Origin of the sequence: Pseudomonas simiae (assembly GCF_900111895.1) — a bacterium.
Classification (GTDB): domain Bacteria; phylum Pseudomonadota; class Gammaproteobacteria; order Pseudomonadales; family Pseudomonadaceae; genus Aquipseudomonas; species Aquipseudomonas simiae.
Genome location: NZ_FOKB01000001.1, coordinates 245,426 through 270,386 on the forward strand (window position 1 = coordinate 245,426; position 24,961 = coordinate 270,386).

The following is a 24,961-nucleotide window of genomic DNA, read 5'->3' on the forward strand; positions in this document are numbered from 1 at the left end:
TGAATTTTGCAGGCTTGGACGACGGTGCAGGGGCTGCATTTTTATCGAGGTTGCCAATCCGGGACGGGTAAGCAACCTGATAAACAGGTGAATCGCCCCGGATTCTTTAGACACCTTGCAAACTCATTGCGTAACGTTTTTCAAACTCTACCGGTGACAGCTGATTGTTGAAACCATGGCGGCGTTTTGCGTTGTAGAACATCTCGATGTAATCGAACACATCACTCCGAGCATCTTCCCGCGTGATGTAGATTTTTCGCTTGATCCGTTCCCGTTTCAGAAGCTGGAAAAAGCTCTCGGCCACGGCGTTTTCATGACAATTGCCTCGGCGGCTCATGCTGGCGACCAAATTGTTTGCCTTCAAAAAGCTGCGCCAATCGGAGCTGCTGTACTGGCTGCCCTGGTCAGAGTGAACCATCACCTCCTGTTTCGGTTTTCGCCTCCAAACCGCCATCAATAACGCATCAATGGCCAAATCACTGGTCATCTGCGACTTCATTGACCAGCCAACGACCTGACGGGAAAACAGATCCAGCACCACCGCCAAATACAGCCAGCCTTCATACGTACGAATATAGGTGATGTCGGTGACCCAAACCTTGTTGGGTTCCCCGACATCGAACTGGCGCTTCAGCAAATTGGGTGAGGCGACCGCTGGCTTACCGCCGTACTTTCCAGGGCGACGTCGATACCCTGTCTGAGAGCGTAGACCTTCAAGACGCATCAACCTCGCCACACGATGCCGACCACAATCTTCACCGACCTCGCGCAGGTCGTCATGGATTTTGCGATAGCCATAAACTCCGCCGCTCTCCAGCCACGAGTGCTTGATCAAACCCAGCAATCGCTGGTCGTCTTTAGCGCGTGCAGATTGCGGCTCAGACAACCAAGCGTAATAACCACTGGGATGGACTTTCAGCGTCAGGCAAAGCCGTCGAATGGAATAGTCGCCCGCGCGCTGCTTGATAAAGGCGTACTTCAGCCGCACTCCTTGGCAAAGTACGCGGCGGCCTTTTTTAAGATGTCTCGCTCTTCAGTGACCCGCTTGAGTTCCGCTCGCAGACGACGCAGTTCAGCGTGCTGATCATCGTCTTGCTGCCGTTCTGCCTGAGGTTTGCTGTAGCGCTTTATCCAGGCATAGAGGCTATGCGTCGACACGCCAAGACGCGCCGCTACGTCAGCGACGGGAAGCTTCTTTTCGGTCACTTGATTGACCGCTTGGATTTTGAATTCTTCGGGATAACGTGGGTTGCTCATGGCACCTCCTGATTGGCCTCAGTTTAAGGCATGGAGGTGTCTACGAAACCCGGGGCGATTCACATAGCCAGTAGGCGAGTCACGAACGGGAAATTGTAAAGGGTTGGAAGAAAACCTACAAACCGTTTGATCGGGTCAGTCGGTCATCGCGGTAGGGAGATCTGCATGCTGTTCTGTCGCAAAATTCAGCAGCATTTTAACCTGAGCCGACTCGGTACCAAGTGAAGCGCTAAGCACAGCGCAAACCGCCTGAGTACGGCGATGAAACGGCCTGCTTGGTGATTGTGAGAAAACGGATGGCCACCCACTTGGCTACGTGGTGATAAATCTTGGTCTGGCAGTGCGGATTTTGTTCAGTTGTCGCTGTTTTATGGTAGATTTCCGCAAAAATTTACTATGGACGGAAAAGAAATGGTTTTCAGCTCGGTCGTATTTATTTTTTACTTTTTACCCGTTTTTTTATTGATTTATTATTTGACAGGCGTTAGGAACGCCGTGCTGCTGACGGCGAGCGCAGTATTTTATGTGTGGGGGGAGGGGCTTTATTTACTATTGCTAATAGCATTGTTGGCCCTTAACTACAGTGCAGGAAAAATAATAGGCGCAGCAGCTGGGCAGCGCCGCAAGTGGACGTTGGGTGTATTTATTTTTATAAACCTCATGGTGTTGGGGGTCTTTAAGTATAGCCAGTTTTTTGTAGATATTATATCGGGTCTTATGGGGAGCGAGCCTCCCCACCTCAATATGCACTTACCTTTGGGGATTTCCTTTTTTATTTTTCAGTTGGTATCTTATCTGGTAGAGGTTTACCGTCAAACGATCAAGCCAGAGAACAGCATTATACGGCTGTCTACATACGTAATGATGTTTCCACATCTGGTGGCGGGTCCGATTGTTCGTTATACCGATATCAACGACGAGCTGCATCATCGGACAGTCGGTATTGAGAAGTTTGGGTTGGGTGTTCAGTATTTTATCGTAGGCCTGTGTCAGAAAGTGATGATTGCCAACTCGGTCGCGCCGGCGGCTGATCACTTGTTTAGTCTTGATCCGACAGGCGTCACATCCGCCGTCGCTTGGATCGGTGCAACAGCTTATACAGTGCAGATCTATTTTGATTTTTGTGGTTACTCCAATATGGCTATTGGTCTTGCCTTTATGTTGGGGTTCAGGTTCCCCAAGAACTTTGACTATCCATACTCATCCAAGTCGATCACTGAGTTCTGGCGGCGCTGGCATATGTCTCTCTCGTTCTGGTTTAGGGACTATGTGTATATACCGTTAGGCGGGAGCCACGGAGGAGAGATTTCGACCATTCGAAATCTGTTGATTGTATTTTTTGTGACGGGCCTCTGGCACGGTGCGGCATGGACCTTCATTTTCTGGGGCCTGTTTCACGGCGTATTCGTTGTATTGGAACGTGTGTTTTTAAAACGTGCGCTTGAAGCGGCCCCTGATTTTTTGGCACGCCTCTACACATTGCTTGTCGTCATGGTGGGATGGGTCTATTTCAGAGCCGATAGCTTTGATCAGGCCTGGGTTATTCTAAAAGCGATGGCTGGGTTTGATAGTGCGCTGCAGGAATGGCAGCCCATGATGGTGTGGATGACGCCTGAAACAGTGGTTGCCTTGATTGCCGGAGTAGTTCTTTCATTTCCGGTTATTCCATGGGTATGTGCGCGGCTAAATTTCACAAGCGTCAATGGATCTACTGAGCCGGGCAGGCATGGTCGTGATGCAGCGGATGTTCATGCGCTGCCTGCGTTTCTGTTGGTAGGCGGTCTGGTCTGTAGTGTGGTTTTGCTGGCCAGCAGTTCGCTTAATCCCTTTTTATATTTTCGATTCTGAGGCGCGTAAATGAGCTATGCTTCTGAAAGTAGTGAGCGGTCTACTGCGACTAAGCGCACCTATCACTGGTGGTCGTTGATAGGAGGGGTAGTGGCAGTAGTTGTCGTCGTTCATCTGTTTCCCCTGTTCAACATTCCTGAGCCTGGGCTGGCTGAAAATAGGGTGCTTGCAAGTGCTCCTTCAGTGCCAAAAAGCCTGTCTGACTGGGCAGTATTGCCAGCAAAGTTGGACGCGTTTGCGATCGACCAGTTTCCACTGCGCACACACATGATTTCGACGTTGAATTTGATTCGGTACACACTCGGATATTCAGGTTCGAAGCGGATTATTGTGGGTCAGAATGGTTGGCTGTTTTATGATGATGGCAGTCACTTGGTGCAGATGTCAGGCGCGTTAATCCTGGATAAACCTAATATTGATGCCTGGGTCAGCGGCTTTCGCCAGCGTGTGGAATACCTGAGCAAGAGGGACGCAAAGTTTTATTTCATGGTGGCGCCTGTAAAGGAAGATATCTACCCCGAAAATCGACCTTATTGGATGCCTGAACAAAGAGTCAATACAGAGGTCGATGAGATCATTAAGGCTTCCAAAGAAGCGGGGATCGATCAGATCGTGGATCCGCGTGTAGCGATCTTCCAGGAGCGCCATAATCAAAAGCTTTATGATGAGTACGATACACACTGGACAGGGTTGGGTGCTTACATTGCCTACAACCAGCTAATGACCAGAATGTCTGTAGACTTTACCGATATGCAGCCATTGCCTCTGGCCGCCTTTACACCGGTAGTACTACCAATGGTGGGGACCGCTAGAGATTTGTCCTTAATGCTTGGGATTGCAGGTTCTGTTCCGCACGATCGAGTTTCGTTTGCCGAGATGTTGACCCATCCCCTCGAAAAGACGACATTTTTGAGTGATAACCATAGTTGGGTTGGGCCACAAGTTCTTCATACCGATGCCAAAACGGGAAAAACACTGCTTCTGTTGAGGGATTCTTTTTCAACTGAACTGCTCCCATTCCTCAAGGAGCATTTTGATAAGATTGTTACAGCGCATGTTCAAGACGGTTTTTTTCGAACGGATCTCATTGAACAGTTCAAGCCAGACGCCGTTGCGGTTGTCATTATCGAGACCGGAGCGCGGCATACAATGGGAATGATGCCCGCCCTAGAGTCTCAATGAATAGCTGGTTTATAACTGCGTGTTTCTGAATATTTAGCGTCATGCCGAAGACGGTGACCGAGGTAGTCGTCAAAGCCGTCGGGTTCTTATCTGGCTGAAGATGCGCCCCACCGTGAAGCTGGTGGGGTTTAGGGGGGAGGCTTATTTTGAGCAGTAAAACGTATCTCTCCAGCCTTCGCTGTAATCGACCAGTGCACCTTTGACTTCAGGCTTTTCTGAAATGTATTCATCCCAGTCGAAGGTCTTTGTGGTGTACCCGAAGTGTTTGGCGATGAAGCGTACAGCGCTTCTTGATGGGCGCCCTACAAGGGTCTGTCCATGCCGAGTCAGTGAATCGGAATAGGCCATCTGTTGGTCATCTACCGGGTCAAGCAAGAGCTGGACACCGTAGGGGTTGCCAAACACTACACGAGGGTCACTGGTTTCACCTTCCGGAAACTCATCCACAGTCGGAGTGACCTCGGTGTCGATCACTACCAGTTTAGCCCCTGTACGTTCGATCAAGTCAAATAACTCGGCATGTCGAATAGTGTGGTAATAAAACCCAAGGCAGAAAACAACGTCAAATTCTTTATTGCTGAGGTGGTCGAAGACATCACCGCATAAAAACTCAAAACGCGAAGGGTCGATGCTGTACTCGTTAAATGTCTCTATGGCGTTGTTTATTAGCTCTTGCCTGGGCTCAATACCCGTTACATGAGCTGCACCTGCCTGCAGCGCTGCAAATGACCAACGTCCATCATGGCTTGCTATATCAAGGACACGCTTACCCTTTATAAACTCTATATTTCTTTCCATTATCGCGGTGTGCCGCGAATTCAGGCGGTCTGGAAAAGGGCTGGTTTGGCTGGTTTTATAAAACCTTGGGAAATTATCAAAAAAACCCATATGGCTCCCATACACGCAACTCGGTGAGAGTTGACGTTGAAATGAATAAGGTTCCGATAATACACGACGTACCTGTTGGCGGGAGACCGTAGTCGGATTTATTCGTCTTAAGCAGATGTCCGGATGTGCGGCCTTTATCACCGAGAGTCAAAACACTCAAACAGCTCGCTCACGATTTTTCGGCCTCAACACCAACCACAACGCCCCCCCAATCAACACCCCCCCATACACATGCGCCATCGACAACGGCTCCCCCAGCAACAACGCCCCCCACAACACCCCAAACGGCGGAATCATAAACGTCACTGTCATCGACTTAACCGGTCCAATCGAGGTCAGCAGCCTGAAGTATAGGATGTAGGCAAACGCCGTACACACCAGCCCCAGCCCCAGCAACGACCCCCACACCTGCCATCCACCCCAGCTCGCCGGCGGTTGGCTGATGGCGCTGTAGGTAAAGAACGGCAGCAGGAAGAGGGTGGCGCCAAGCATGCTGCCCAGGGCTGATAGGCGGCTGTCCAGGCCACCGCGCTGATCCAGCCAGCGCCGCGCCAGGAACCCGGCAAAGCCGTAACAGGTGGTCGCGAGCAAACAGGCCAGTGCACCCGTCAGCAATTCCAGGTCAAACGCCACCGGCCCGGCGCGGGTCAGCACGCCCACACCGAACAGTCCCAGACATACTCCTGCGATTTTCGACGGTGTGAGACGTTCGCTGAAGAACAGCCCGCCAATCAACACGCCCATCAACGGTGTGGTGGCGTTGAAGATCGCCGAGTAACCCGCCGGCAGCACCTGGGCCGCCACCGAATACATGGTCGCCGGGATGCCGGAGTTGATCACTCCCAATAGCAACACAGTCCTGAACTTGCCTTGAAAATCCCAGCTTACCCGCATCATCGCCAAAATCACTAGCAACCCGGCGGCGGCGATCGATACGCGGAAAAACGCCGTCGGCACCGTGCCGATCTCCGGCGCAATGATGCGCATAAACAGGAAACTCGCGCCCCAGATGGCGGCGAGCCCCAGCAAGTACAAGGTGTCGACAGGTCTCACGGAATACTCCTACATCAATAAGGCGGCGAGTGTTACACGCCCCCTTTACTGATTACAGGACAAACCGCGCCACCAGCCCATTCAGGTCCACTGCCAGGCGCGACAGTTCCTGGCTGGCCGCTGACGTCTGGGTGGCGCCGGCAGCGGTCTGGGTGGACAGGTCGCGAATGTTCACCAGGCTGCGGTCCACGTCGCGTGCTACCAGTGCTTGCTGCTCGGCGGCGCTGGCGATCACCAGGTTGCGCTGGCTGATCTGCGAGATGGCCGCGGTGATTTTCTCCAAGGCGCTGCCTGCGCTGTTGGCGCGTTGAAGGGTGTGGCCGGCATGGTCGGCGCTGCTGTTCAGGGCTTCGACGGTGTCTTGGGTACCGCGCTGGATACCGGTAATCATCTGCTCGATTTCTTCGGTGGAGTCCTGGGTGCGCTGCGCCAGGGAGCGCACTTCGTCGGCCACCACGGCAAAACCACGCCCGGCCTCGCCCGCGCGGGCCGCTTCAATGGCGGCGTTGAGCGCCAGCAGGTTGGTCTGCCCGGCGATGCCACGGATCACCTCCAGCACCTTGCTGATGTCCTGGGCCTGTACGGCCAGGCCTTCGGCCTTGTTCGACGCGCCGAGCACCTCGTCCACCAAGTTCTGGATCGAGCTGATGGTTTCGCTGATCTGGTAGTGGCCGTGCTTGCTGTCCTCGTCGGAGGCCTGGGAAGCTTCGGCGCTGGACACCGCATTGCCCGCTACTTCATCCACCGCCGCGCTCATTTCGGTCACGGCGGTGGCAGCCTGTTCGATCTCGTCGTTCTGCGCTTGCAGGTCACGGGTGCTTTGTTCCATCACCGAACTCATCTCTTCGGCAGCGCAACCCAGTTGCTGCGCCGACTCACTGATGCCGCGGAGGGTGCCTTGCAACTGCGCCTGCATGGTGGCCAAGGCTGTGAGCAATTGGGCGGGCTCGTCCTTGCCACTGACGGCGATCGGCTGGCTCAAGTCGCCGCTGGCAATGGTGCGTGCCACAATCAGCGCCTGGCCGAGGGGGGCGGTGATGCTGCGGGTCAGCAGCCACGCCAGCAGTAAGGTGGCGGTCAGCGCGAGCACAATGATCGAGCCGACGATCCACTGCGCGCTGGAATAGGTCTGTGCGGCTGAATCCACAGCGGTTTGCACACCGCTCTGGTTGAAGGTAATCATGTCCGTCAGGCTTTTGTTGAGGATCACACCCTGTGGCGCGAGGCGGCTGTTGAGCAGGTCGATGGCGTCTTGTTGCTGGTCCTTGTCTACCAGGGCAACGATTTGTCTGACAAGGCTCAGGTAAGCGTTCGCATTACCTTCGAGCTGCGTGAGCATTTCGCGCTCTTCATCGCCGCTGAGCAGGGTTTTGTGATGGTCGAGCAGGGTTTGCAGCTCGGTGTGCTGGCGGGTGATCAGGGCTTTGCTGTTGTCGCGGATCCGCGATTCGTCGGTGGTCGCCAGGCGCAATGCCTCCAGGCGGATGCTGGCGACAATGGCCGCGCTGTCGTGGATGTTCTCGATGCTGGGCATCCACGATGCTTCAATGACCAGCGCGCTTTGCCGCAACTTGGCCATCTGACCAAGGCCAAACATTCCTACAATCACCAGCAAGCTGGCCAAAACCCCAAAACTCAGACTGGCACGCAGACCGATCCTCATGTTCCTCAATGACATCTCAATGCTCCTTGGGCGATTAGAACCTGTTCCCGGATCGGTCTTCGGACCTTGTTAGGGTGGGAGAGGGTGCGCTATATATCAAAGTGCTATCACTGTGGTAATCAGGGTTTCCCTTAGTTGGATCCACAGCGCTGCGCGGTAATCGCGCCCGGCGTTGCGCGCGGTTTTCCAGTATCAACCTGCCAGATCCCGCCATTGCAGGGGTGTGAGTAAAACGCGAAGAGACTTCGGGGTGCGTTTATTGACCGAATGGTCTGCTTAAGAAAATTGCAAATAAATGTACGAAATGAACGAAGTTGTACAAGACAGTGCAAGAAATGACTCTTCTCCTGTTCTCGTACACTGGCTAAGCTCAGGGCATCCAGATGCCCGTTCGAGGTTTCCCGCATGTCGCAATCCGCCCTCGCTGTCGCCCAGATGATCCTCGATGGCTTCGACGATTACCGTGAGCACTTCCGCCAGATCACCGATGGCGCTCGTGAGCGTTTTGAGAGGGCTCAGTGGCAGCAGGGGCAGGCGGCGTCGGCGGCACGGATCAACCTCTATGAAGAAAAGGTCAGTGAAGTGACTGCGCGCCTGCGCGAACACTTCGATGACGGCACACTGCTTGATATCGACACGTGGCCCGTGGTGAAAAGCGCCTACATCGGGCTGATCGACCTGCGTTTCGACGATGAGCTGTCCGAGACCTGGTACAACTCGATTTTCTGCGGGCTGTTCAGTCATGACCTGATCAGTGACGGCTGCATGTTCATCCACACCACCCGGCCCAGCCTGCGCCGGGCACGGGCCGCGCAGACGCGCACGTACACGCCCGCCGGGAACATCCCGCAAATGCTCGCGCAGATCTTTGCCGACTACCGTTTCAGTGAACCTTACGCGGACCTGGCAAGCGACCTGCACCGCCTCGAAACCCAACTGCGGGAAAACCTGCCGGACTGGGTGTGCAAGGACCCGGACCTCAAGGTCGAGCTGTTTTCCTCGGTGCTCTACCGCAACAAGGGCGCCTACCTTGTAGGACGCATCTATACCCGCGACGAACAATGGCCGCTGGTGATTCCCCTGTTGCACCGTGAAGGGCAAGGCATCCAGATCGACGCGTTGATCACCGACGAAGCAGAGGTGTCGATCATCTTTTCGTTCACCCGCTCCTACTTCATGGTGGATGTACCGGTGCCGGCGGAATTCGTCGGCTTTCTCAAGCGTATCCTGCCGGGCAAGCACATCGCCGAGCTGTACACTTCCATCGGCTTCTACAAGCACGGCAAGTCGGAGTTTTACCGCGCGCTGATCAACCACCTGGCGACCACCGATGATCAATTCATCATGGCCCCCGGCGTGCGTGGCATGGTCATGAGCGTATTTACCCTGCCGGGCTTCAACACGGTGTTCAAGATCATCAAGGACCGCTTTTCGCCGTCGAAAAACGTTAACCGCGCCACGGTGATCGAGAAGTACCGCCTGGTTAAGAGCGTCGACCGGGTCGGGCGCATGGCCGATACCCAGGAGTTCGCCGACTTCCGTTTCCCCTTGAGTAAATTCGAGCCCGAATGCCTGGCCGAACTGCTGGAAGTCGCCGCCGGTACCGTCGAAGTGGAAGGCGACACCGTGTTGATCCGCCACTGCTGGACTGAACGACGCATGACCCCGCTCAACCTCTATCTCGACAACGCCAACCCCGCCCAGGTGCGTGAAGCCCTGGAAGACTACGGCCTGGCGATCAAGCAACTGGCGGCGGCGAATATCTTCCCCGGCGACATGCTTTTGAAGAACTTCGGTGTCACCCGCCACGGCCGTGTGGTGTTCTACGACTACGACGAAATCTGCTTTCTCACCGAGGCCAACTTCCGCCACATCCCCGCGCCGCGCACCCCCGAGGATGAAATGGCTTCGGAACCCTGGTATTCCATTGGCCCGCTGGATGTATTCCCCGAGGAGTTCCCGCCGTTCCTGTTCGCCGATGCTGGCCAGCGCAAGCTGTTTGATGAGCTGCATGGCGAGCTGTACAACGCCGATTACTGGAAAGGGCTGCAGGAGGCGATTCGTGCCGGTAAGGTCATCGACGTGTTCCCGTACAGGCGCAAAGACCGCGATAACGAATGAGGGGCGCGCGCTTTGGCGGTTTTCTGCGACAATCCGCCCCCTGCATAAATAGACGACCTATACGTACCTGATGACTGATCAAGCGCCCGCTATCGACCAATTGCTGAACAACCTCGACCACGCCATGCTCGCCGACCGCCACCGCTTGCGGCGGCAGCTGCTTGAGTTGCGCAAGAAGCCCGACGAGGAAAAGTTGGCGCAATGGGTTGCGCGCATGCAGGCGTCCTGCGCCCAGGTCACGGCGCGGCGTGCCAGCCTGCCGGTGATCCGTTATGACGACAGCTTGCCGATCGCGGCCAAGCGCGATGAAATCAAAGAGGCGCTGAACAAGCACCAGGTGCTGATCATTGCTGGCGAGACCGGTTCGGGTAAAACCACCCAGTTACCGAAGATCTGCCTGGAAATCGGGCGTGGCCAGTTCGGCCTGATCGGTCACACCCAGCCACGCCGGATTGCCGCGCGTAGCGTGGCCAGCCGCGTCGCCGAAGAGCTGGCCACGCCCTTGGGCGCGCTGGTCGGCTATCAGGTGCGCTTCGAAGACCAGAGTGACTCCAACACCCTGATCAAGCTGATGACCGACGGCATCCTGCTGGCGGAAACCCAGAACGATCGCTACCTGGAACGCTACGACACGATCATCGTCGACGAAGCCCACGAACGCAGCCTGAACATCGACTTCTTGCTGGGCTACCTGAAAACCCTGCTGCCGCGTCGTCCGGACCTGAAGGTCATCATCACCTCGGCGACCATCGACCTGGAGCGCTTCTCCAAGCATTTCGACGATGCGCCGATTGTCGAGGTGTCGGGCCGTACTTTCCCGGTAGACACCTGGTATCGCCCGCTGACCCTGGAACAGGATGAAGAAGGCAACCGCGTCGAGGACGACTTGACCGTTGACCAGGCGATCCTCGCCACCCTGGATGAAATCGCCGCCTATGAGCGCAGCGAACGGCGCAGCCCCGGCGATGTGCTGGTGTTCCTGCCGGGAGAGCGTGAGATTCGTGACGCTGCCGAGATGCTGCGCAAGGCCCAGCTCAAGCACACCGAAATCCTGCCGTTGTATGCGCGCCTGTCGCCAGCCGAACAGCAGCGCATCTTCCAATCCCACCCGGGGCGTCGCGTGGTGCTGGCGACCAACGTTGCGGAAACCTCGCTGACCGTGCCGGGCATTCGTTATGTGATTGACAGCGGCACCGCGCGCATCAGCCGTTACAGCTACCGCGCCAAGGTGCAGCGTCTGCCGATCGAGGCGATCTCCCAGGCCAGCGCCAACCAGCGTAAAGGCCGTTGCGGCCGGGTCGAGCCGGGCATTTGCGTGCGCCTGTACAGCGAAGAGGATTTTATCGGGCGTCCGGAGTTTACCGATCCCGAAATCCTGCGCACCAACCTCGCCGCAGTGATCCTGCAGATGCTGCACCTGCGCCTCGGCGAGATCACCGATTTCCCGTTTATCGAACCGCCGGACGGCAAGGCCATCAGCGATGGCTTCAACCTGCTGCAAGAGCTGTCGGCGGTGGACCGCAACAGCCAGCTCACGCCACTGGGTCGCCAATTGGCACGCCTGCCGGTGGACCCGCGCATGGGCCGCATGCTGCTGGAAGCCGCCAAGCTCGGCAGCTTGCAGGAAGTACTGATCGTCGCCAGCGCCATGTCGATCCAGGACCCGCGCGAGCGTCCGCCGGAACGCCAGCAAGCCGCGGATCAGGCTCACGCACAGTGGAAAGATCCGGATTCGGACTTTGCCGGGCTGGTCAATCTATGGCGCGGCTTTGAAGAGCAGCGCCAGGAACTCACCGCCAGCCCTCTGCGCAACTGGTGTCGCAAGAACTTCCTCAACTACCTGCGCTTACGCGAGTGGCGCGATTCCCATCGTCAGTTGAGCCTGATCTGCCGCGACATGCAGCTGACGGTCAACAAAGAACCGGCGGACTTCCCGAAACTGCACAAGGCGGTGTTGTCCGGGCTGCTCAGCCAGATCGGCCAGAAAACCGAAGACGGCGATTACCTCGGCGCGCGTCAGCGCCGCTTCTGGATTCACCCGTCGTCGGGCATCGGCAAAAAGCGCCCGCAATGGCTGATGACCGCCGAACTGGTGGAAACCACCAAGCTGTATGCGCGCATGGTCGCCAAGATCGACGCCGACTGGATCGAGCCGCTGGCTGGTCACCTGATCAAGAAAAACCACTTCGAACCCCATTGGGAGAAGAAGCGTGGGCAGGTCGTGGCCTTTGAGCAGATCACGCTGTTCGGGCTGATTGTGGTCGGGCGTCGCCCGGTGCATTACGGTCCGATTGACCCGGTGGTGTCCCGCGAGCTGTTTATCCGCGAGGGCCTGGTGCGTGGCGAGATCCAGTCGCGGGCCAAGTGCCTCACGGCCAACCAGCAACTGCTGGAACAGCTCGACGAGTTGGAAGCCAAGGCGCGCCGTCGTGACATTCTGGCGGATGAAGAAACCCTGTATGCCTTCTACGACGCGCGGTTGCCGGCGGAGATCCACCAGACTGCGACCTTCGACAGCTGGTACAAAATCAACAGCCAGAAAGACCCCCAACTGCTGATCATGCGCGAAGAGGACGTGCTGGCCCGCGAAGCCAGTGAAGTCACCGCCGCGCATTATCCGGACACCCTGCACCTGGGTGACCTCGAACTGGCGTTGAGTTACCACTTCGAGCCCAACCACCCGCGTGATGGCGTGACCTTGCGCGTGCCGGCACCGTTGCTGCCGGCCTTGCCACCCGAGCGTCTGGAGTGGCTGGTGCCGGGGGTGATCGAAGCCAAGTGCATTGCCCTGGTGCGCAACCTGCCCAAGGCCCTGCGCAAAAACTTCGTGCCGGTGCCGGACTTCGTCAAGGCCGCGCTGCAACGCATCGAGTTCGGCCAGGGTTCGTTGCCCCAGGCGCTGGGGCGCGAGTTGCTGCGCATGACGGGTGCGCGGGTCAGCGATGAAGCCTGGGCCGAAGCCGCGCAGCAGGTGGAAAGCCACCTGAAGATGAACCTGGAAGTGGTCGACGGCCAGGGCAAGTTCCTGGGTGAAGGCCGCGACCTGGCCGAACTGACCGCGCGCTTTGCCGAGGCCAGCCAGGCCGCGCTGGCAGTGCCGCAAACCGCGAAAAGCCAACAGCCGGTTGAAGCCAAGGTGTTTGCGGCGGTGGCGGAAAAGACCCAGCAGAAGATCGCCGGGCTGTCGATGACGGTGTATCCGGCGTTGGTGGAAGAAGGCGGCACGGTCAAAGAGGGGCGCTTCTCCACCGCTGCCGAAGCTGAATTCCAACATCGCCGCGCCTTGCAACGCCTGCTGATGCAGCAGTTGGCAGAACCGGCAAAATTCCTGCGCGGCAAATTGCCGGGCTTGACTGAGCTGGGCCTGATGTACCGCGAGCTGGGCCGCATCGATGCGTTGGTAGAAGACATCCTGCTGGCCAGCCTCGACACCTGCGTACTCGAAGGCGAAACCAACCTGCCGCGTGATGGTGCCGGTCTGGCTGCCTTGGCCGAGCGCAAGCGCGGCAGTTGGACCGAACACGCCGAGCGCCTGGCGCGCTTGACCCTGGATGTGCTGAAACTGTGGCACGGCCTGCAAAAACGCTTCAAAGGCAAGATCGACCTCGCCCAAGCCGTGGCGCTGAACGACATCAAGCAGCAACTGAGCCACCTGGTGTACCCAGGTTTCGTGCGGGAAACCCCGGCGCACTGGTTCAAGGAGTTGCCGCGTTACCTCAAGGCCATCGAGTTGCGCCTGGAGAAACTGCCGAGCCAGGTGCAAAAGGACCGGGTGTGGAGCGGCGAACTGGCCGGCTTGTGGACGCACTACGAAAACCGTCTGAAAAAGCATGCCCAGGAAGGCAAGCGCGATCCTCAGCTGGAGCTCTATCGCTGGTGGTTGGAGGAATACCGGGTGTCGTTGTTTGCTCAGCAACTGGGCACCAAAGTGCCGATTTCCGACAAGCGCCTGAGTAAACAGTGGAGTTTGGTGGAGGCCTGAGATCGTTCCCGGTCTCAAGGACGACGCAGGTCCAATGTGGGAGTGGGCTTGCTCGCGAAGGCGGTGTGTCAGCCATACATGTAGCGACTGACACACCGCCTTCGCGAGCAAGCTCGCCCCCACACTCGATTTAGGGTGCTCCGGTGAATGCAGTGTTTATTGGGGATATGGCGCCAAAACCCTGGGTTTGTGGCAAACTTCGCGGTTATAAATGCCGGGATCGTCGTGAAGGGCTGCGACGCGATGGAATAAAGCGATGCCAGTTTGATGTCCGCTGGGCGGGATCGAACTACTTATAGTTTGGTACGACGGTACCAATATCTTCTGCCTGACAGATTTAGAGGAACGACCGTGCATAACGTCGTCATCAGCGGCACTGGCCTGTACACCCCGGCCAACAGCATCTCCAACGAAGAGCTGGTGCAGTCTTTCAATGCCTACGTGCATCAGTTCAACAGCGACAACGCCGCCGCCATCGAGCGCGGTGACGTGCAGCCGCTGACTGAATCCAGCGCAGCCTTCATCGAAAAAGCCTCGGGCATCAAGAGCCGCTTTGTGATGGACAAGGACGGCATTCTCGACCCGCAGCGCATGGCCCCACGCCTTCCCGAGCGCAGCAACGACGAATGGTCGGTGCTCTGCCAGATGGCCGTCGGCGCCGCCGAACAAGCCCTGCAACGCGCGGGCAAGACCGCCGCCGACATCGACGGGGTGATCGTCGCCTGCTCCAACTTGCAACGTGCCTACCCGGCCATCGCCATTGAAGTCCAGGAGGCCCTGGGTATCGAAGGTTTTGGTTTTGACATGAACGTGGCGTGTTCCTCGGCCACCTTCGGCATCCAGAACGCGGCCAACAGCATCCAGCTGGGCCAGGCGCGGGCGATCTTGATGGTCAACCCGGAAGTCTGCACCGGCCACCTGAATTTCCGCGACCGCGACAGCCACTTCATCTTTGGTGACGCGGCAACGGCCGTGGTGCTGGAGCGCGCCGACCTGGCGACTTCCGAGCATCAGTTCGACGTGGTGAGCACCAAGCTGCTGACCAAGTTCTCCAATAACATCCGCAACAACTTCGGCTTCCTCAACCGCGCCGCGGAAGAAGGCATCGGCGCGCCGGACAAGCTGTTCGTGCAGGAAGGCCGCAAGGTGTTCCGCGACGTGTGCCCGATGGTGGCCGAGCTGATCGGTGTGCATTTGGAAGAAAACCAGCTGAACGTGGCCGATGTGAAGCGCTTCTGGCTGCACCAGGCCAACCTGAGCATGAACCACCTGATCGTGAAGAAACTGCTGGGCCGCGAAGCCTCGGTGGAAGAAGCGCCGGTGATCCTCGATACTTACGCCAATACCAGTTCGGCGGGCTCGGTGATCGCCTTCCACACCTATCAGGATGATTTGCCCAAGGGCTCCGTGGCGGTGCTCAGCTCGTTTGGCGCGGGCTATTCGATCGGTAGCGTGATCCTGCGCAAACGCTAAGACAATCGAGGTCTTGAATGGCAGCAGCGGACGATGCGCACCTGCTTGAACGGCTGCTCAAGGGTGAGCAGCGGGCCTACAAGGAACTGGTCACCACCTACCAAAGCGCCATGCGGGCGGTGGCCTACGCCATCGTCGGCCAGCGTCACGCCGACGAAGTCGTGCAGGACGCCTGGCTGTCGGTGGTGCGCAACCTGGCCAAGTTCGAAGGGCGTTCCAGCCTCAAGACCTGGCTGCTGACCATCACCGCCAACGCCGCCAAGGGGCGCTACAAGCAGAATCGTCGCGAAGTGTTGCTCGACGACCTGCCTTCGCCCCACGGTACCCTTGGTGATGACCGTTTCTCCCCCGATGATGGTCACTGGGCCGTTGCCCCCTACGCCTGGCACCAGGACACCCCGGAAGCCCTGCTGACCGAGGATGAACTGCGCAAATGCCTGGAGCATACGTTGCTGAGCTTGTCTGAGTTGCAAAGCAGCGTGCTGGTGTTGCGTGAGCGCCAGGGGCTGGAGTTGGAAGAGATTTGTAATCTTCTGACGCTGTCGCTCTCCAATGTCCGTGTGCTGTTGCATCGAGCGCGGCTTAAAGTCTTCGCCACGGTGGAGCATTTTGAGGAAACGGGCGAATGTTGACCTGTAAAGAACAAGTGGCACGTTCCAGTGACTATCTCGATGGGCAATTGACCTTTCGCGAGCGTCTGCTGGTGCGTCATCACTTGATGTTCTGCCCGAACTGTCGCCGGTTTATCCGCCAGATGCGCCTGATGCAGGCGACGCTGAAGATCATGCCGGATGAGCCGGTAGAGGGTGTGGAGGCCTTGGCGCAGCGTCTGGCTGACGAGCGGCTCAAGCATCACAAAGACGGGGAATAAGCAGGCTCGCGTGGGTAGAGCGAACGGATGATGGGGAGCGATCCACCCACGCAAGACGGGTTCTGCCACCTCGGGCCGTCCTGGCCCAAGGTTTTCAACACTGAGCGTTAGAACTTGGCTTCTGCATCGAGCTGCAGGGTGTTGGTGTTCGCATCACGCTGGGTGCGGCTGGCGTAGTCGGCCTTGGTCAGGAAGTAGGTGGCACCGAGAGCGAAGTTCTTGTCGATGTCGTAGCTGACCTTCATCTTATGCCCGCGCGAACCGGTGGTGCCGTTGGCGAAGTCCGAGTCGGTGAAGGCACCCACCACGGCATTACGTTGAATGTCGCGGTAGTTGTAATCCAGGTTGAACCCGAACACCTTGGACTTGGCGCCGATCAGCCAGGCGGTGTCCTGGTCGGTCACGGCATCGTTGTTTTTTACGTACTGGCCGTAGAACGCCAGCGGTACTGCCAGGCCGCCGATGTCGGCTTGGGCAAAACCTTCATACAAACGGAACTGGTTGTCGGCCGAGTTACCGTTGACCGCCAGTGCGCAAGGCGTGGTGGTGGTTGTGCAACGGCTGTCCTTGTCGTTCTGGTAGGCGTAGACGCTGCCGCCCAGGGTCATTTTTAGGTTGTCGGTGACCGAAAAGCGCGTCCCCAACTGGCCTGAGGTCAGGCGCAGGTCGTGGCGGAATTGCACGCCGTCGCCGTCGACGTTGTCCTTGAGGTTGTAGTTACCGAGGCTGCCGAACAGCTCGGCACTGCTGCCCAGTGGGTATTTGTAAGTCAGGGCCAGGCCTTCAGGGTTGATGTCGCTATCCCAGATGACGTCGCCCATGCTCACCCACGGTTGCAGCATTTTGCCGCCGATCACGTGCAGGTTCTTGATCTGGTCCGGGTGATAGTCGATGTAGCCGAGGTCCAGCCAGATCGACTTCTTGTCGAAGTAGTTGTCCTGGTCCTGGTTGGTCGAACGAGCATCGTCGCTGCTGCCGGTGGCAATGCGGATGCCCGTGTCGACTTGCGAGTTGATCTCGGTGTAGGCGCCCAGGCGGGCACGGATGCGCTGACGGTCCTTGTCGCGGCCGCCATTGTTGGATTCGCCCTGGATCTTCACGGTTTCCTGGCGGAAACGTACGTCACCCTTGAACTGAGTCTTAGCCGCCCAGGCCAGCTTCTGGTCGAAGCTGCTCAGCTCGTTGGTTTTCTTCGCGGTGGCCGCGATCTGTTCGTTGGTCTCTTGTTGAGCTTGCCGTGCGATCTGCTGTTCTTTCTGGTCTTTGGCCAGTTCGCTTTGCAGTTCGGTGTACTGCGCTGCGGTGATCTGGCCGTTGGCCTTGAGCATGTCGAGCAATTTAGCGTCGACTGCAGCGTTGGCTGGAACGCTCAGGGCCAGTAACAGGCCGCCGCACAGAACCGCCGCAGTTTTAGTGGAAGCAAGACGCATATCAATCTCCGAAAGTGAGGAGGGATGGCTAACCATCCAGGACACAACCGACCGATGACGGACGGAAAAGTAGCCGCCGGGTAGAACCAGGCGCTCTAAAAACAGGCGTCAGTATCACGATCGTTTATGACGGAGCAGTGGCGAAGTGATGTCATCTAGATGACAAATTTTTCATGTTTGGAACTATTGGTTTAGTGCCTTGTCGCGCGAAACGGGGGTGTGCCAAGGCCGGCAATCAGCGATACTCGCCAGGCTTTCACGCCCCAAACCAGTGAGGATGCCGATGCCGTTGCAACGCCTGGACAGCCTGTCCGAAATCGCCCCGCAAACCTGGGACGCACTGGTGCCACAGGCCCAGCCGTTCGTGCGGCACGCGTTCCTGAGCGCATTGGAAGACAGCGCCAGCCTGGGCCCGCAATCGGGTTGGCAGCCGGAGCATTTGTTGCATTGGGAGGGCGATCGGCTGGTGGCGGCGCTGCCCAGTTACCGCAAGTGGCATTCCTACGGCGAATATGTGTTTGATCACGGTTGGGCGGATGCCTGCGAGCGGGCTGGCATTGAGTACTACCCTAAGTTGCTGACTGCCGTGCCTTTCAGTCCGGTCAGTGGGCCACGCCTGCTGGCGGCGAGTGCAGACGAGGGTTTCGAACTGCTGAAAAGCCTGCCGGGTTACCTGGAAATTGAAGGCCTCTCCAGTGCTCACATCAACTTCACTGACGAGCTGGCCGACGCCGCGCTGGCCCAACATCCGGGCTGGCTGCAGCGCCTGGGTTGTCAGTTTCACTGGCAGAACCGGGGTTACCGCGACTTCCAGGACTTTCTCGATGCGCTGAGTTCGCGCAAGCGCAAACAGATGCGCAAAGAGCGCGAACAAGTGGCGGGGCAGGGCATCGACTTCGAGTGGCTGCGCGGCCACGAACTGAGCGAGGCGCAGTGGGATTTTGTCTACGCCTGCTACGCCAACACCTACGCTATCCGCCGGCAATCGCCCTACCTGACTCGCGCGTTCTTCAGCCTGCTGGCCGAGCGCATGCCCGAAGCGATCCGCGTGGTACTGGCCAAACAAGGCGCACGCCCGGTGGCCATGGCCTTCAGCCTGATCGGCGGCGACAGTTTCTACGGTCGCTACTGGGGCTGCCTGGCGGAGTTCGACCGCCTGCATTTCGAAACCTGTTTCTATCAAGGTATGGACTACGCCATTGCCCACGGCCTGCAACGCTTCGACGCGGGGGCCCAGGGTGAGCACAAGTTGATTCGCGGGTTTGAGCCGGTGATTACACGGTCATGGCACTACCTGCGCCATCCGGGTTTGAAGAATGCCGTGGAGGATTTCCTCGAGCGCGAGCGGGTGGGGATCGTGGCGTATGCCGAGGAGGCGAGGACGGCCCTGCCTTATCGGCAGGTGTAACGCTCGGGGCCCCGCTGTAGGAGCGTGCTTGCTCGCGAAGAACCAAGACCCCACGTAAAACCAGACCGCCCGCGTTATCCTTGACGTTTTTCGTGAGCACGCTCGCTCCTGCAGAGTGGGCTAGGTCGGTTCCTCCTTGCCCAGCCAGCGGTAGGTGACACCACCGATTACCGCGCCCAGGATCGGCGCGAGCCAGAACATCCACAATTGCTGGATCGCCCACCCGCCGACGATCAGGGCCGGACCGGTACTGCGGGCCGGGTTGACCGAGGTGTTGGTCACGGGAATGGAGATCAAGTGGATGAGTGTCAGCGCCAGGCCGATGGCGATGGGCGCAAGGCCCGGCGGTGCACGGCGGTCGGTGGCGCCGAGGATGATCACCACGAACATGGCGGTCATTACCAGCTCACAGACAAACCCCGCCACCATCGAATAACCGCCGGGCGAGTGCTCGCCATAGCCGTTGGACGCCAGGCCCGACGCCAGTTCAAACCCCGGTTTACCACTGGCAATGAAATACAGCAGCGCAGCGGCGATCGTACCGCCGACCACCTGCGCCACGATGTACGCCGGCAGTTCCCTGGCCGGAAACCGTCCGCCCACGACCAGCCCTACCGACACCGCCGGGTTGAGGTGACAACCGCTGATATGCCCGATGGCGAACGCCATGGTCAGCACCGTGAGCCCGAATGCCAGGGACACGCCCAACAACCCGATCCCGACTGCAGGAAACGCTGCGGCCAACACCGCACTCCCGCAACCGCCCAACACCAACCAAAACGTACCTAACCCCTCTGTGATTGAACGCTTGAACAAAGACATGCAACCCGTCCTTGATAGATTGTTCTACCGGATCTGTAAATCAGTGATGCTCCCTGCAGATTTACTTCAGCGCCCGTCTGGGCACTGCACTGATTACAGCACGGTTGCGGCACAAATCCAGGGCATGAAAAAGCGCCAGGGTCCGATGAGTTCGCAAGCCTGGCGCTGAGCGAATGTGGGAGCGGGCTTGCTCGCGAATGCGGAGTGTCAGTCACTGGATGTCTTGACTGATCCAACGCATTCGCGAGCAAGCCCGCTCCCACATTTTTGATTGTGTATAAGCTCGGAATTGTCAGTCGATACCGACAAACCCACCCGTCTGATGCTGCCACAACCGCGCATACAGCCCGCCATGGGCGAGCAATTCGGCGTGGCTGCCGCTCTCGGCAATCTGGCCTTTCTCCAGCACCACCAGGCGATCCATTCGCGCAATGGTCGACAACCGGTGTGCGATTGCGATCACCGTCTTGCCCTGCATCAGGGTTTCCAGACTCTCCTGAATGGCGGCTTCCACTTCCGAGTCCAGCGCGGAGGTGGCTTCGTCCATGATCAGGATGGGCGCGTCCTTGAGCAGCACGCGGGCAATGGCGATACGTTGGCGTTGGCCGCCGGAGAGTTTTACCCCGCGCTCACCGACATGCGCGTCCAGTCCGGTGCGGCCCTCGGAGTCCGACAGCAGCGGGATGAACTCATCGGCGCGCGCCTTGTGCACGGCGGCCCAGAGTTCTTCATCGGTGGCGTCCGGTTTGCCGTACAGCAAGTTGTCGCGGATCGAGCGGTGCAGCAGCGACGTGTCCTGGGTGATCATGCCGATCTGTTCGCGCAAACTTTCCTGGGCGACATCGGCGATGTTCTGGCCGTCGATCAGGATGCGCCCACCTTGCAGGTCGTAGAGGCGCAGCAGCAGGTTGACCAGGGTCGACTTGCCCGCACCGGACGGGCCGATCAGGCCGATCTTTTCACCGGCCTTGATCTCAAGGTTGAGGCCGCCAATGATCCCGCTCTTCTTGCCATAGTGGAAATCCACCTGCTCGAAGCGCACTTCGCCATGGGGCACGCTCAGGCGCGGGGCATTGTCGCGGTCGATCACGGCCAGCGGTTGGGCGATGGTCTTCAGGCCGTCCTGCACTTGGCCGATGTTTTCGAAAATGCCGTTGACCACCCACATGATCCAGCCGGACATGTTGACGATACGGATCACCAAACCGGTGGCCAGTGCAATCGCGCCCACCGAGATCAGCGACTGCGTCCACAACCATAGCGCCAGGCCGGTGGTGGTGACGATCAGCAGGCCGTTCATGGTGGTGATCACGATGTCCATGCTGGTCACCACGCGGCTGGCCAGCTGGGTTTTTTCGGTCTGCTCGATGATCGCTTCCTTGGCGTATTCCTGCTCATAACGGGTATGGGCGAATAACTTCAAGGTGGTGATGTTGGTGTAGCCGTCGACGATGCGGCCCATCAATTTGGAGCGCGCTTCGGAAGAAATCACCGAGCGCTCCTTCACCCGTGGCACGAAGTAGCGCAGCGCCAGGCCGTAGCAAATGATCCAGGTCACCAGCGGGATCATCAGACGCCAGTCGGCTTCGGCAAACAGCACCAGGGAACTGATGGCGTAGATCACTACGTGCCAGATCGCATCCACCGCCGCCACCGCAGAGTCGCGCAGGGAGTTGCCGGTTTGCATGATGCGCTGGGCAATACGCCCGGCGAAATCGTTCTGGAAAAAATTCAGGCTCTGCTTGAGCACGTAACTGTGGTTCTGCCAGCGGATCAGGCTGGTCATGCCGGGGCTGATGGTCTGGTGCACCAGCAGGTCATGCAGGGCGCCGAAGATCGGGCGCAGCAGCAAGGCGACCACGGCCATCCAGATCAGCTCGGTGCTGTGAACCTGGAAGAAGTCTGCGGGCGGCGTGCCCTGGGCCAGGTCGATGATGCGACTCAGGTAGCTGAACAGCGCGACTTCGATCAGTGCACCGATCAGGCCCACCACCAGCAAGGCGGCGAAGTGCGGCCACACCTGGCGCAGGTAGTAGAGGTAGAAAGGCAGGACTTTGTCGGGCGGGGCGGCGCTGGGGGCGTCGCGGAAAATATCGATCAGTTGTTCAAAACGACGATAGAGCATTAGGTATGACCCGCGTGGCGGGCTCTCCTTTCAAATGCGCGCGCGGCCTTGTGGGCTGCGCGCGGAACTACCTGATACCTCAGTCGATGCGCTTGGCCGACTTGATGTACACAGGATCGATTGGCACGTTCTGCATGCCCTGCTTGGTAGTGGTCTGCGAATTGACGATCACATCAACCACGTCCATGCCCTTGACCACCTTGGCGAATACGGCGTAACCGGCATCACGGCCCGGGTCGAGAAAGGCATTGTCGGCGACGTTGATGAAGAATTGGCTGGTGGCCGAGTTCGGGTCATTGGTGCGCGCCATGGACAGGGTGCCACGTACGTTATGCAGGCCGTTGCTGGCTTCGTTCTTGATCGGGTCCTTGGTTGGCTTTTGGGTCATTGCCTGGGTGAAACCACCGCCCTGGACCATGAAACCTGGGATTACGCGGTGGAAGATCGTGTTGGTGTAGAAGCCGCTGTCGACATAGGCCAGGAAGTTCTTGGTGCTGATCGGCGCTTTGACCGGGTCCAGTTCGATCTCGATGTCGCCATTGGTGGTGGTGATCAATACGTGGGGCGCCTTGGCTGGCTCGGCGGCCATCAGGTTGGCGGCGAACAGAACAGAACCGGCAAAGAAGGCGATTTTTTTCAGCATGGGTCAGTGATCCTGGGTAGTGGTTTCGACTGTCTTTAGAAAATCGAGCAAGGTTGCGTTAAAGACTTCGGGTTGGTCCAAAGGCGTGGCATGGCGGGAATCCTCGATCACCACCAGTCGCGCATTGGGTAGCAGTTTTACATAGTTTTCTTTCTGCGCCACAGGGGTGTAGTCATGGTCGGCGCTGATGACCAGGGTTGGACAGGTGATTCTGGAAAGTCGTTCCTGCACGCCCCAGCCCACGATTGCATCGAAGCTGGCGAGATAAGCACGTTTGTCGTTTTTTGCCCAGCGTTCGGCCATCTTGCGGCGCAGGTCGGCCTGCTGCGGCTTGGGAAACAAGCGGTCGCCCAGCGCCTTACCAATGGTGGCCAGGCTGAGTACACGTGCCAGGCTCCAACGTTTAGCCCATTGCCAGTAGTCATCGGCACTGCGCACCTTCACCTCCGGTGCGCTGTTGACGATGCACAGGCTCTTGACCTGTGCGGGTTCATCCACCGCCAGTTGGAATGCGATCATGCCGCCCATGGACAAGCCCACCACGTGGGCGGCTGGCAGGTCCAAGTATTCGATCAGCGCCAGCAAATCCAAGGTGAAGCCCTGAATGCTGTAGCGTTCTCGCGGTTTGTCCGAGCGTCCGTGACCCCGTACATCCACCACGATCAGGCGGTAATGCCTGGCCAACACCGGAATCTGCAGCTCCCAATCCTGGCTGCTGGAGCCCAGGCCGTGGATCAGGATCAGCGGCGTACCGTGGCCGTATTCCTCATAGTGCAGGCTGCATCCTTCGTGGTCGAACCAGGCCATGCATGAACTCCGTTTCAGGCTTGCTGAGGGGCGGCGAAAGGCGCGTCCAGCGGGGCGGTGTCAAAGGTGCGCAGCAGTTCCACAAGGATCTGCGTGGCGGGCCCCAGGGGTTTGTCCTTGTTTGAGTACAGGAAAAACGTGGGGTGACGGCTGCCGCCCTGTTCCAAGGGGAGTTGCTTGAGCACGCCTTCGGCGAGTTCGCGTTCGATCATGTGTCGGGGCAGCCACGCAAAACCCAGGCCGCTGCCCACGAAGGCGGCGGCGGTGGCCAGGCTGCCGACGGTCCAGCGTTGCTCGGCGCCGAGCCAACCCACATCCCGGGGTTGCTGACGGCCGGAATCGCGGATCACCACTTGCATCTGGCTTTCCAGGTCCTGAAAGCTCAGCTCGCGATTCAAACGGTGCAAGGAATGCTCGGGGTGTGCCACGGCGACAAATTCCACATCGCTCATTTCCGTGCCCAGGTAACCCGGGATGCTGAAACCGGAAATCGCCAGGTCGGCTACGCCTTCCATCAGCAACTCTTCGACCCCCGACAGCACCTCTTCACGCAGGCGCACACGGCAACCCCGGCTCTGCGGCATGAACGCGGTGAGCGCGCGCACCAGGCGTGCGTTCGGATAGGCCGCATCCACCACCAGCCGCACCTCGGCTTCCCAACCTTGTTCCATATGGTGCGCGAGGTCTTCCAACTGGCTGGCGTTTTTCACCAGTTGCCGGGAACGGCGCAACAGCACTTCACCGGCGTCGGTGAGTACCGCTTTGCGCCCGTCGATGCGCAGCAGCGGCACGCCCAGTTGGTCTTGCATGCGGGCCACGGTGTAGCTCACCGAAGACTGCGAACGGTGCAGCGCTTCAGCCGCCTGGGCGAAGCCGCCATGGTCGACCACGGCTTGCAGCGTACGCCATTGATCGAGGGTAACGCGGGGCGCTTTCAAGATGGGTTCCTCTTGTCCTAAGCTGACAGTCCTTATTGGAGACTGCCGAATGAGAAAATTCTGTTGTGTGTTGCTGGCACTGCTGCCGCTGAGCGCATTTGCCTACCCCATCGACGTGACCAAAAAGATCGACGGCGTCAGCATCGATTACACCGCCTCCGACGTGGACGGCGATATCAGTTCGATTCAACTCAATAACTACGGCAAGCAAGACGCGGTCTGCTCGGTAATCTTCACCAACGGCCCGGAATCGCCGCGTCGCCGTACGGTCACGGTGCCGGCGGGCAAAAGCACCAACACCACGGTCAAGTTCAACCGCGCCATTATCAAGATGCGGATCGCCCTGTCGTGTGCGCCGAAGTAACCGAGCAGCGGAGCATGCTCCGCTTATAAACAAATTTATAGATGGGTTATAGCAGTTTTTTGCGCTTTTTAATCGAATTGGCTATG

The 24,961-nt window shown here is 58.3% G+C and carries 19 protein-coding genes; 9 read left to right on the forward strand and 10 right to left on the reverse strand.

Features of this window, described 5'->3' with window-relative positions:
- Positions 1–106 precede the first annotated feature (106 nt).
- A protein-coding gene (locus BMZ57_RS01145) for an IS3 family transposase (protein ID WP_139136479.1) occupies positions 107–1,257 on the reverse strand; the annotation gives its coding sequence in 2 pieces (ribosomal slippage) (positions 107–1,023 and positions 1,023–1,257; 1,152 coding nt in all).
- A gap of 357 nt (positions 1,258–1,614) precedes the next feature.
- On the opposite strand from BMZ57_RS01145, the gene BMZ57_RS01155 reads away from it, so the two are divergent.
- Both BMZ57_RS01155 and BMZ57_RS01160 read left to right on the forward strand, forming a co-directional pair.
- Complete coding sequence (locus BMZ57_RS01155; protein ID WP_139136478.1) at positions 1,615–3,105, forward strand: MBOAT family O-acyltransferase; 1,491 nt, start codon at positions 1,615–1,617, stop codon at positions 3,103–3,105.
- 9 nt (positions 3,106–3,114) lie between these two features.
- Positions 3,115–4,287, forward strand: coding sequence for an alginate O-acetyltransferase AlgX-related protein (locus tag BMZ57_RS01160; protein ID WP_010208598.1), 1,173 nt, complete (start codon positions 3,115–3,117; stop codon positions 4,285–4,287).
- Positions 4,288–4,428: 141 nt separating this feature from the next.
- Here the strand turns inward: BMZ57_RS01160 and BMZ57_RS01165 are convergent, their stop codons facing one another.
- The 3 genes from BMZ57_RS01165 to BMZ57_RS01175 form a co-directional block, all read right to left on the reverse strand.
- Positions 4,429–5,175 (reverse strand): class I SAM-dependent methyltransferase, encoded by a 747-nt coding sequence (locus tag BMZ57_RS01165; protein WP_010208599.1) that lies wholly within the window; start codon positions 5,173–5,175, stop codon positions 4,429–4,431.
- A gap of 156 nt (positions 5,176–5,331) precedes the next feature.
- The gene (locus BMZ57_RS01170) at positions 5,332–6,228 is read right to left on the reverse strand and encodes a DMT family transporter (RefSeq protein WP_045791758.1); all 897 of its coding nucleotides are present in this window, start codon (positions 6,226–6,228) and stop codon (positions 5,332–5,334) included.
- 52 nt (positions 6,229–6,280) lie between these two features.
- The gene (locus tag BMZ57_RS01175; RefSeq protein ID WP_069673225.1) at positions 6,281–7,906 is read right to left on the reverse strand and encodes a methyl-accepting chemotaxis protein; all 1,626 of its coding nucleotides are present in this window, start codon (positions 7,904–7,906) and stop codon (positions 6,281–6,283) included.
- 390 nt (positions 7,907–8,296) lie between these two features.
- On the opposite strand from BMZ57_RS01175, the gene aceK reads away from it, so the two are divergent.
- The 5 genes from aceK to BMZ57_RS01200 all read left to right on the forward strand — a co-directional run bounded on the left by aceK (position 8,297) and on the right by BMZ57_RS01200 (position 16,338).
- Positions 8,297–10,012, forward strand: coding sequence for a bifunctional isocitrate dehydrogenase kinase/phosphatase (gene aceK, locus BMZ57_RS01180; protein ID WP_021490891.1), 1,716 nt, complete (start codon positions 8,297–8,299; stop codon positions 10,010–10,012).
- Between the two features lie 70 nt (positions 10,013–10,082).
- Entirely contained in the window at positions 10,083–13,994 is a 3,912-nt protein-coding gene (gene hrpA, locus BMZ57_RS01185; protein ID WP_042571890.1) for an ATP-dependent RNA helicase HrpA, read from the forward strand.
- Between the two features lie 351 nt (positions 13,995–14,345).
- Positions 14,346–15,467: a beta-ketoacyl-ACP synthase III gene (locus BMZ57_RS01190; RefSeq protein WP_010208605.1), complete on the forward strand. Its 1,122-nt coding sequence runs from the start codon at positions 14,346–14,348 to the stop codon at positions 15,465–15,467.
- Between the two features lie 17 nt (positions 15,468–15,484).
- Positions 15,485–16,099: an RNA polymerase sigma factor gene (locus BMZ57_RS01195; protein ID WP_010208606.1), complete on the forward strand. Its 615-nt coding sequence runs from the start codon at positions 15,485–15,487 to the stop codon at positions 16,097–16,099.
- Positions 16,093–16,338, forward strand: a complete 246-nt coding sequence (locus BMZ57_RS01200) for an anti-sigma factor family protein (protein WP_010208608.1) — start codon at positions 16,093–16,095, stop codon at positions 16,336–16,338. Before BMZ57_RS01195 ends, BMZ57_RS01200 begins: the two co-directional genes overlap by 7 nt.
- 107 nt (positions 16,339–16,445) lie before the next feature.
- On the opposite strand, the gene BMZ57_RS01205 is transcribed toward BMZ57_RS01200, so the two are convergent.
- Positions 16,446–17,768, reverse strand: coding sequence for a putative porin (locus BMZ57_RS01205; RefSeq protein ID WP_069673224.1), 1,323 nt, complete (start codon positions 17,766–17,768; stop codon positions 16,446–16,448).
- 283 nt (positions 17,769–18,051) lie between these two features.
- On the opposite strand from BMZ57_RS01205, the gene BMZ57_RS01210 reads away from it, so the two are divergent.
- Positions 18,052–19,176 carry a GNAT family N-acetyltransferase gene (locus BMZ57_RS01210; RefSeq protein ID WP_010208611.1) on the forward strand — a complete coding sequence of 375 codons (1,125 nt, stop codon included), beginning with the start codon at positions 18,052–18,054 and terminating at the stop codon, positions 19,174–19,176.
- A gap of 120 nt (positions 19,177–19,296) precedes the next feature.
- Here the strand turns inward: BMZ57_RS01210 and aqpZ are convergent, their stop codons facing one another.
- The 5 genes from aqpZ to BMZ57_RS01235 all read right to left on the reverse strand — a co-directional run bounded on the left by aqpZ (position 19,297) and on the right by BMZ57_RS01235 (position 24,511).
- Positions 19,297–19,998, reverse strand: coding sequence for an aquaporin Z (gene aqpZ, locus BMZ57_RS01215; RefSeq protein WP_044287636.1), 702 nt, complete (start codon positions 19,996–19,998; stop codon positions 19,297–19,299).
- 292 nt (positions 19,999–20,290) lie between these two features.
- Complete coding sequence (locus BMZ57_RS01220) at positions 20,291–22,123, reverse strand: ABC transporter ATP-binding protein (RefSeq protein WP_044287635.1); 1,833 nt, start codon at positions 22,121–22,123, stop codon at positions 20,291–20,293.
- 79 nt (positions 22,124–22,202) lie between these two features.
- Positions 22,203–22,766 (reverse strand): peptidylprolyl isomerase A, encoded by a 564-nt coding sequence (locus BMZ57_RS01225; protein WP_010208614.1) that lies wholly within the window; start codon positions 22,764–22,766, stop codon positions 22,203–22,205.
- Between the two features lie 3 nt (positions 22,767–22,769).
- Entirely contained in the window at positions 22,770–23,573 is an 804-nt protein-coding gene (locus BMZ57_RS01230) for an alpha/beta fold hydrolase (protein WP_069673223.1), read from the reverse strand.
- 14 nt (positions 23,574–23,587) lie between these two features.
- A complete protein-coding gene (locus tag BMZ57_RS01235) occupies positions 23,588–24,511 on the reverse strand; it encodes a PA3225 family LysR-type transcriptional regulator (protein WP_010208617.1) in 924 nt (307 codons plus the stop codon).
- Between the two features lie 49 nt (positions 24,512–24,560).
- Between BMZ57_RS01235 and BMZ57_RS01240 the strand changes: the two genes are divergently transcribed.
- Positions 24,561–24,875, forward strand: coding sequence for a hypothetical protein (locus BMZ57_RS01240; RefSeq protein ID WP_031290415.1), 315 nt, complete (start codon positions 24,561–24,563; stop codon positions 24,873–24,875).
- Positions 24,876–24,961: the final 86 nt, after the last annotated feature.

Excerpts from the sequence above, each read along its gene's own strand:
- BMZ57_RS01160 (WP_010208598.1), top strand. The coding sequence starts at position 3,115 with ATGAGCTATGCTTCTGAAAGTAGTGAGCGGTCTACTGCGACTAAGCGC.
- BMZ57_RS01165 (WP_010208599.1), bottom strand. The coding sequence starts at position 5,175 with ATGGGTTTTTTTGATAATTTCCCAAGGTTTTATAAAACCAGCCAAACC.
- BMZ57_RS01175 (WP_069673225.1), bottom strand. The coding sequence starts at position 7,906 with ATGTCATTGAGGAACATGAGGATCGGTCTGCGTGCCAGTCTGAGTTTT.
- aceK (WP_021490891.1), top strand. The coding sequence starts at position 8,297 with ATGTCGCAATCCGCCCTCGCTGTCGCCCAGATGATCCTCGATGGCTTC.
- hrpA (WP_042571890.1), top strand. The coding sequence starts at position 10,083 with ATGACTGATCAAGCGCCCGCTATCGACCAATTGCTGAACAACCTCGAC.
- BMZ57_RS01195 (WP_010208606.1), top strand. The coding sequence starts at position 15,485 with ATGGCAGCAGCGGACGATGCGCACCTGCTTGAACGGCTGCTCAAGGGT.
- BMZ57_RS01200 (WP_010208608.1), top strand. The coding sequence starts at position 16,093 with ATGTTGACCTGTAAAGAACAAGTGGCACGTTCCAGTGACTATCTCGAT.
- BMZ57_RS01205 (WP_069673224.1), bottom strand. The coding sequence starts at position 17,768 with ATGCGTCTTGCTTCCACTAAAACTGCGGCGGTTCTGTGCGGCGGCCTG.
- BMZ57_RS01210 (WP_010208611.1), top strand. The coding sequence starts at position 18,052 with ATGCCGTTGCAACGCCTGGACAGCCTGTCCGAAATCGCCCCGCAAACC.
- aqpZ (WP_044287636.1), bottom strand. The coding sequence starts at position 19,998 with ATGTCTTTGTTCAAGCGTTCAATCACAGAGGGGTTAGGTACGTTTTGG.
- BMZ57_RS01220 (WP_044287635.1), bottom strand. The coding sequence starts at position 22,123 with ATGCTCTATCGTCGTTTTGAACAACTGATCGATATTTTCCGCGACGCC.
- BMZ57_RS01225 (WP_010208614.1), bottom strand. The coding sequence starts at position 22,766 with ATGCTGAAAAAAATCGCCTTCTTTGCCGGTTCTGTTCTGTTCGCCGCC.
- BMZ57_RS01230 (WP_069673223.1), bottom strand. The coding sequence starts at position 23,573 with ATGGCCTGGTTCGACCACGAAGGATGCAGCCTGCACTATGAGGAATAC.
- BMZ57_RS01240 (WP_031290415.1), top strand. The coding sequence starts at position 24,561 with ATGAGAAAATTCTGTTGTGTGTTGCTGGCACTGCTGCCGCTGAGCGCA.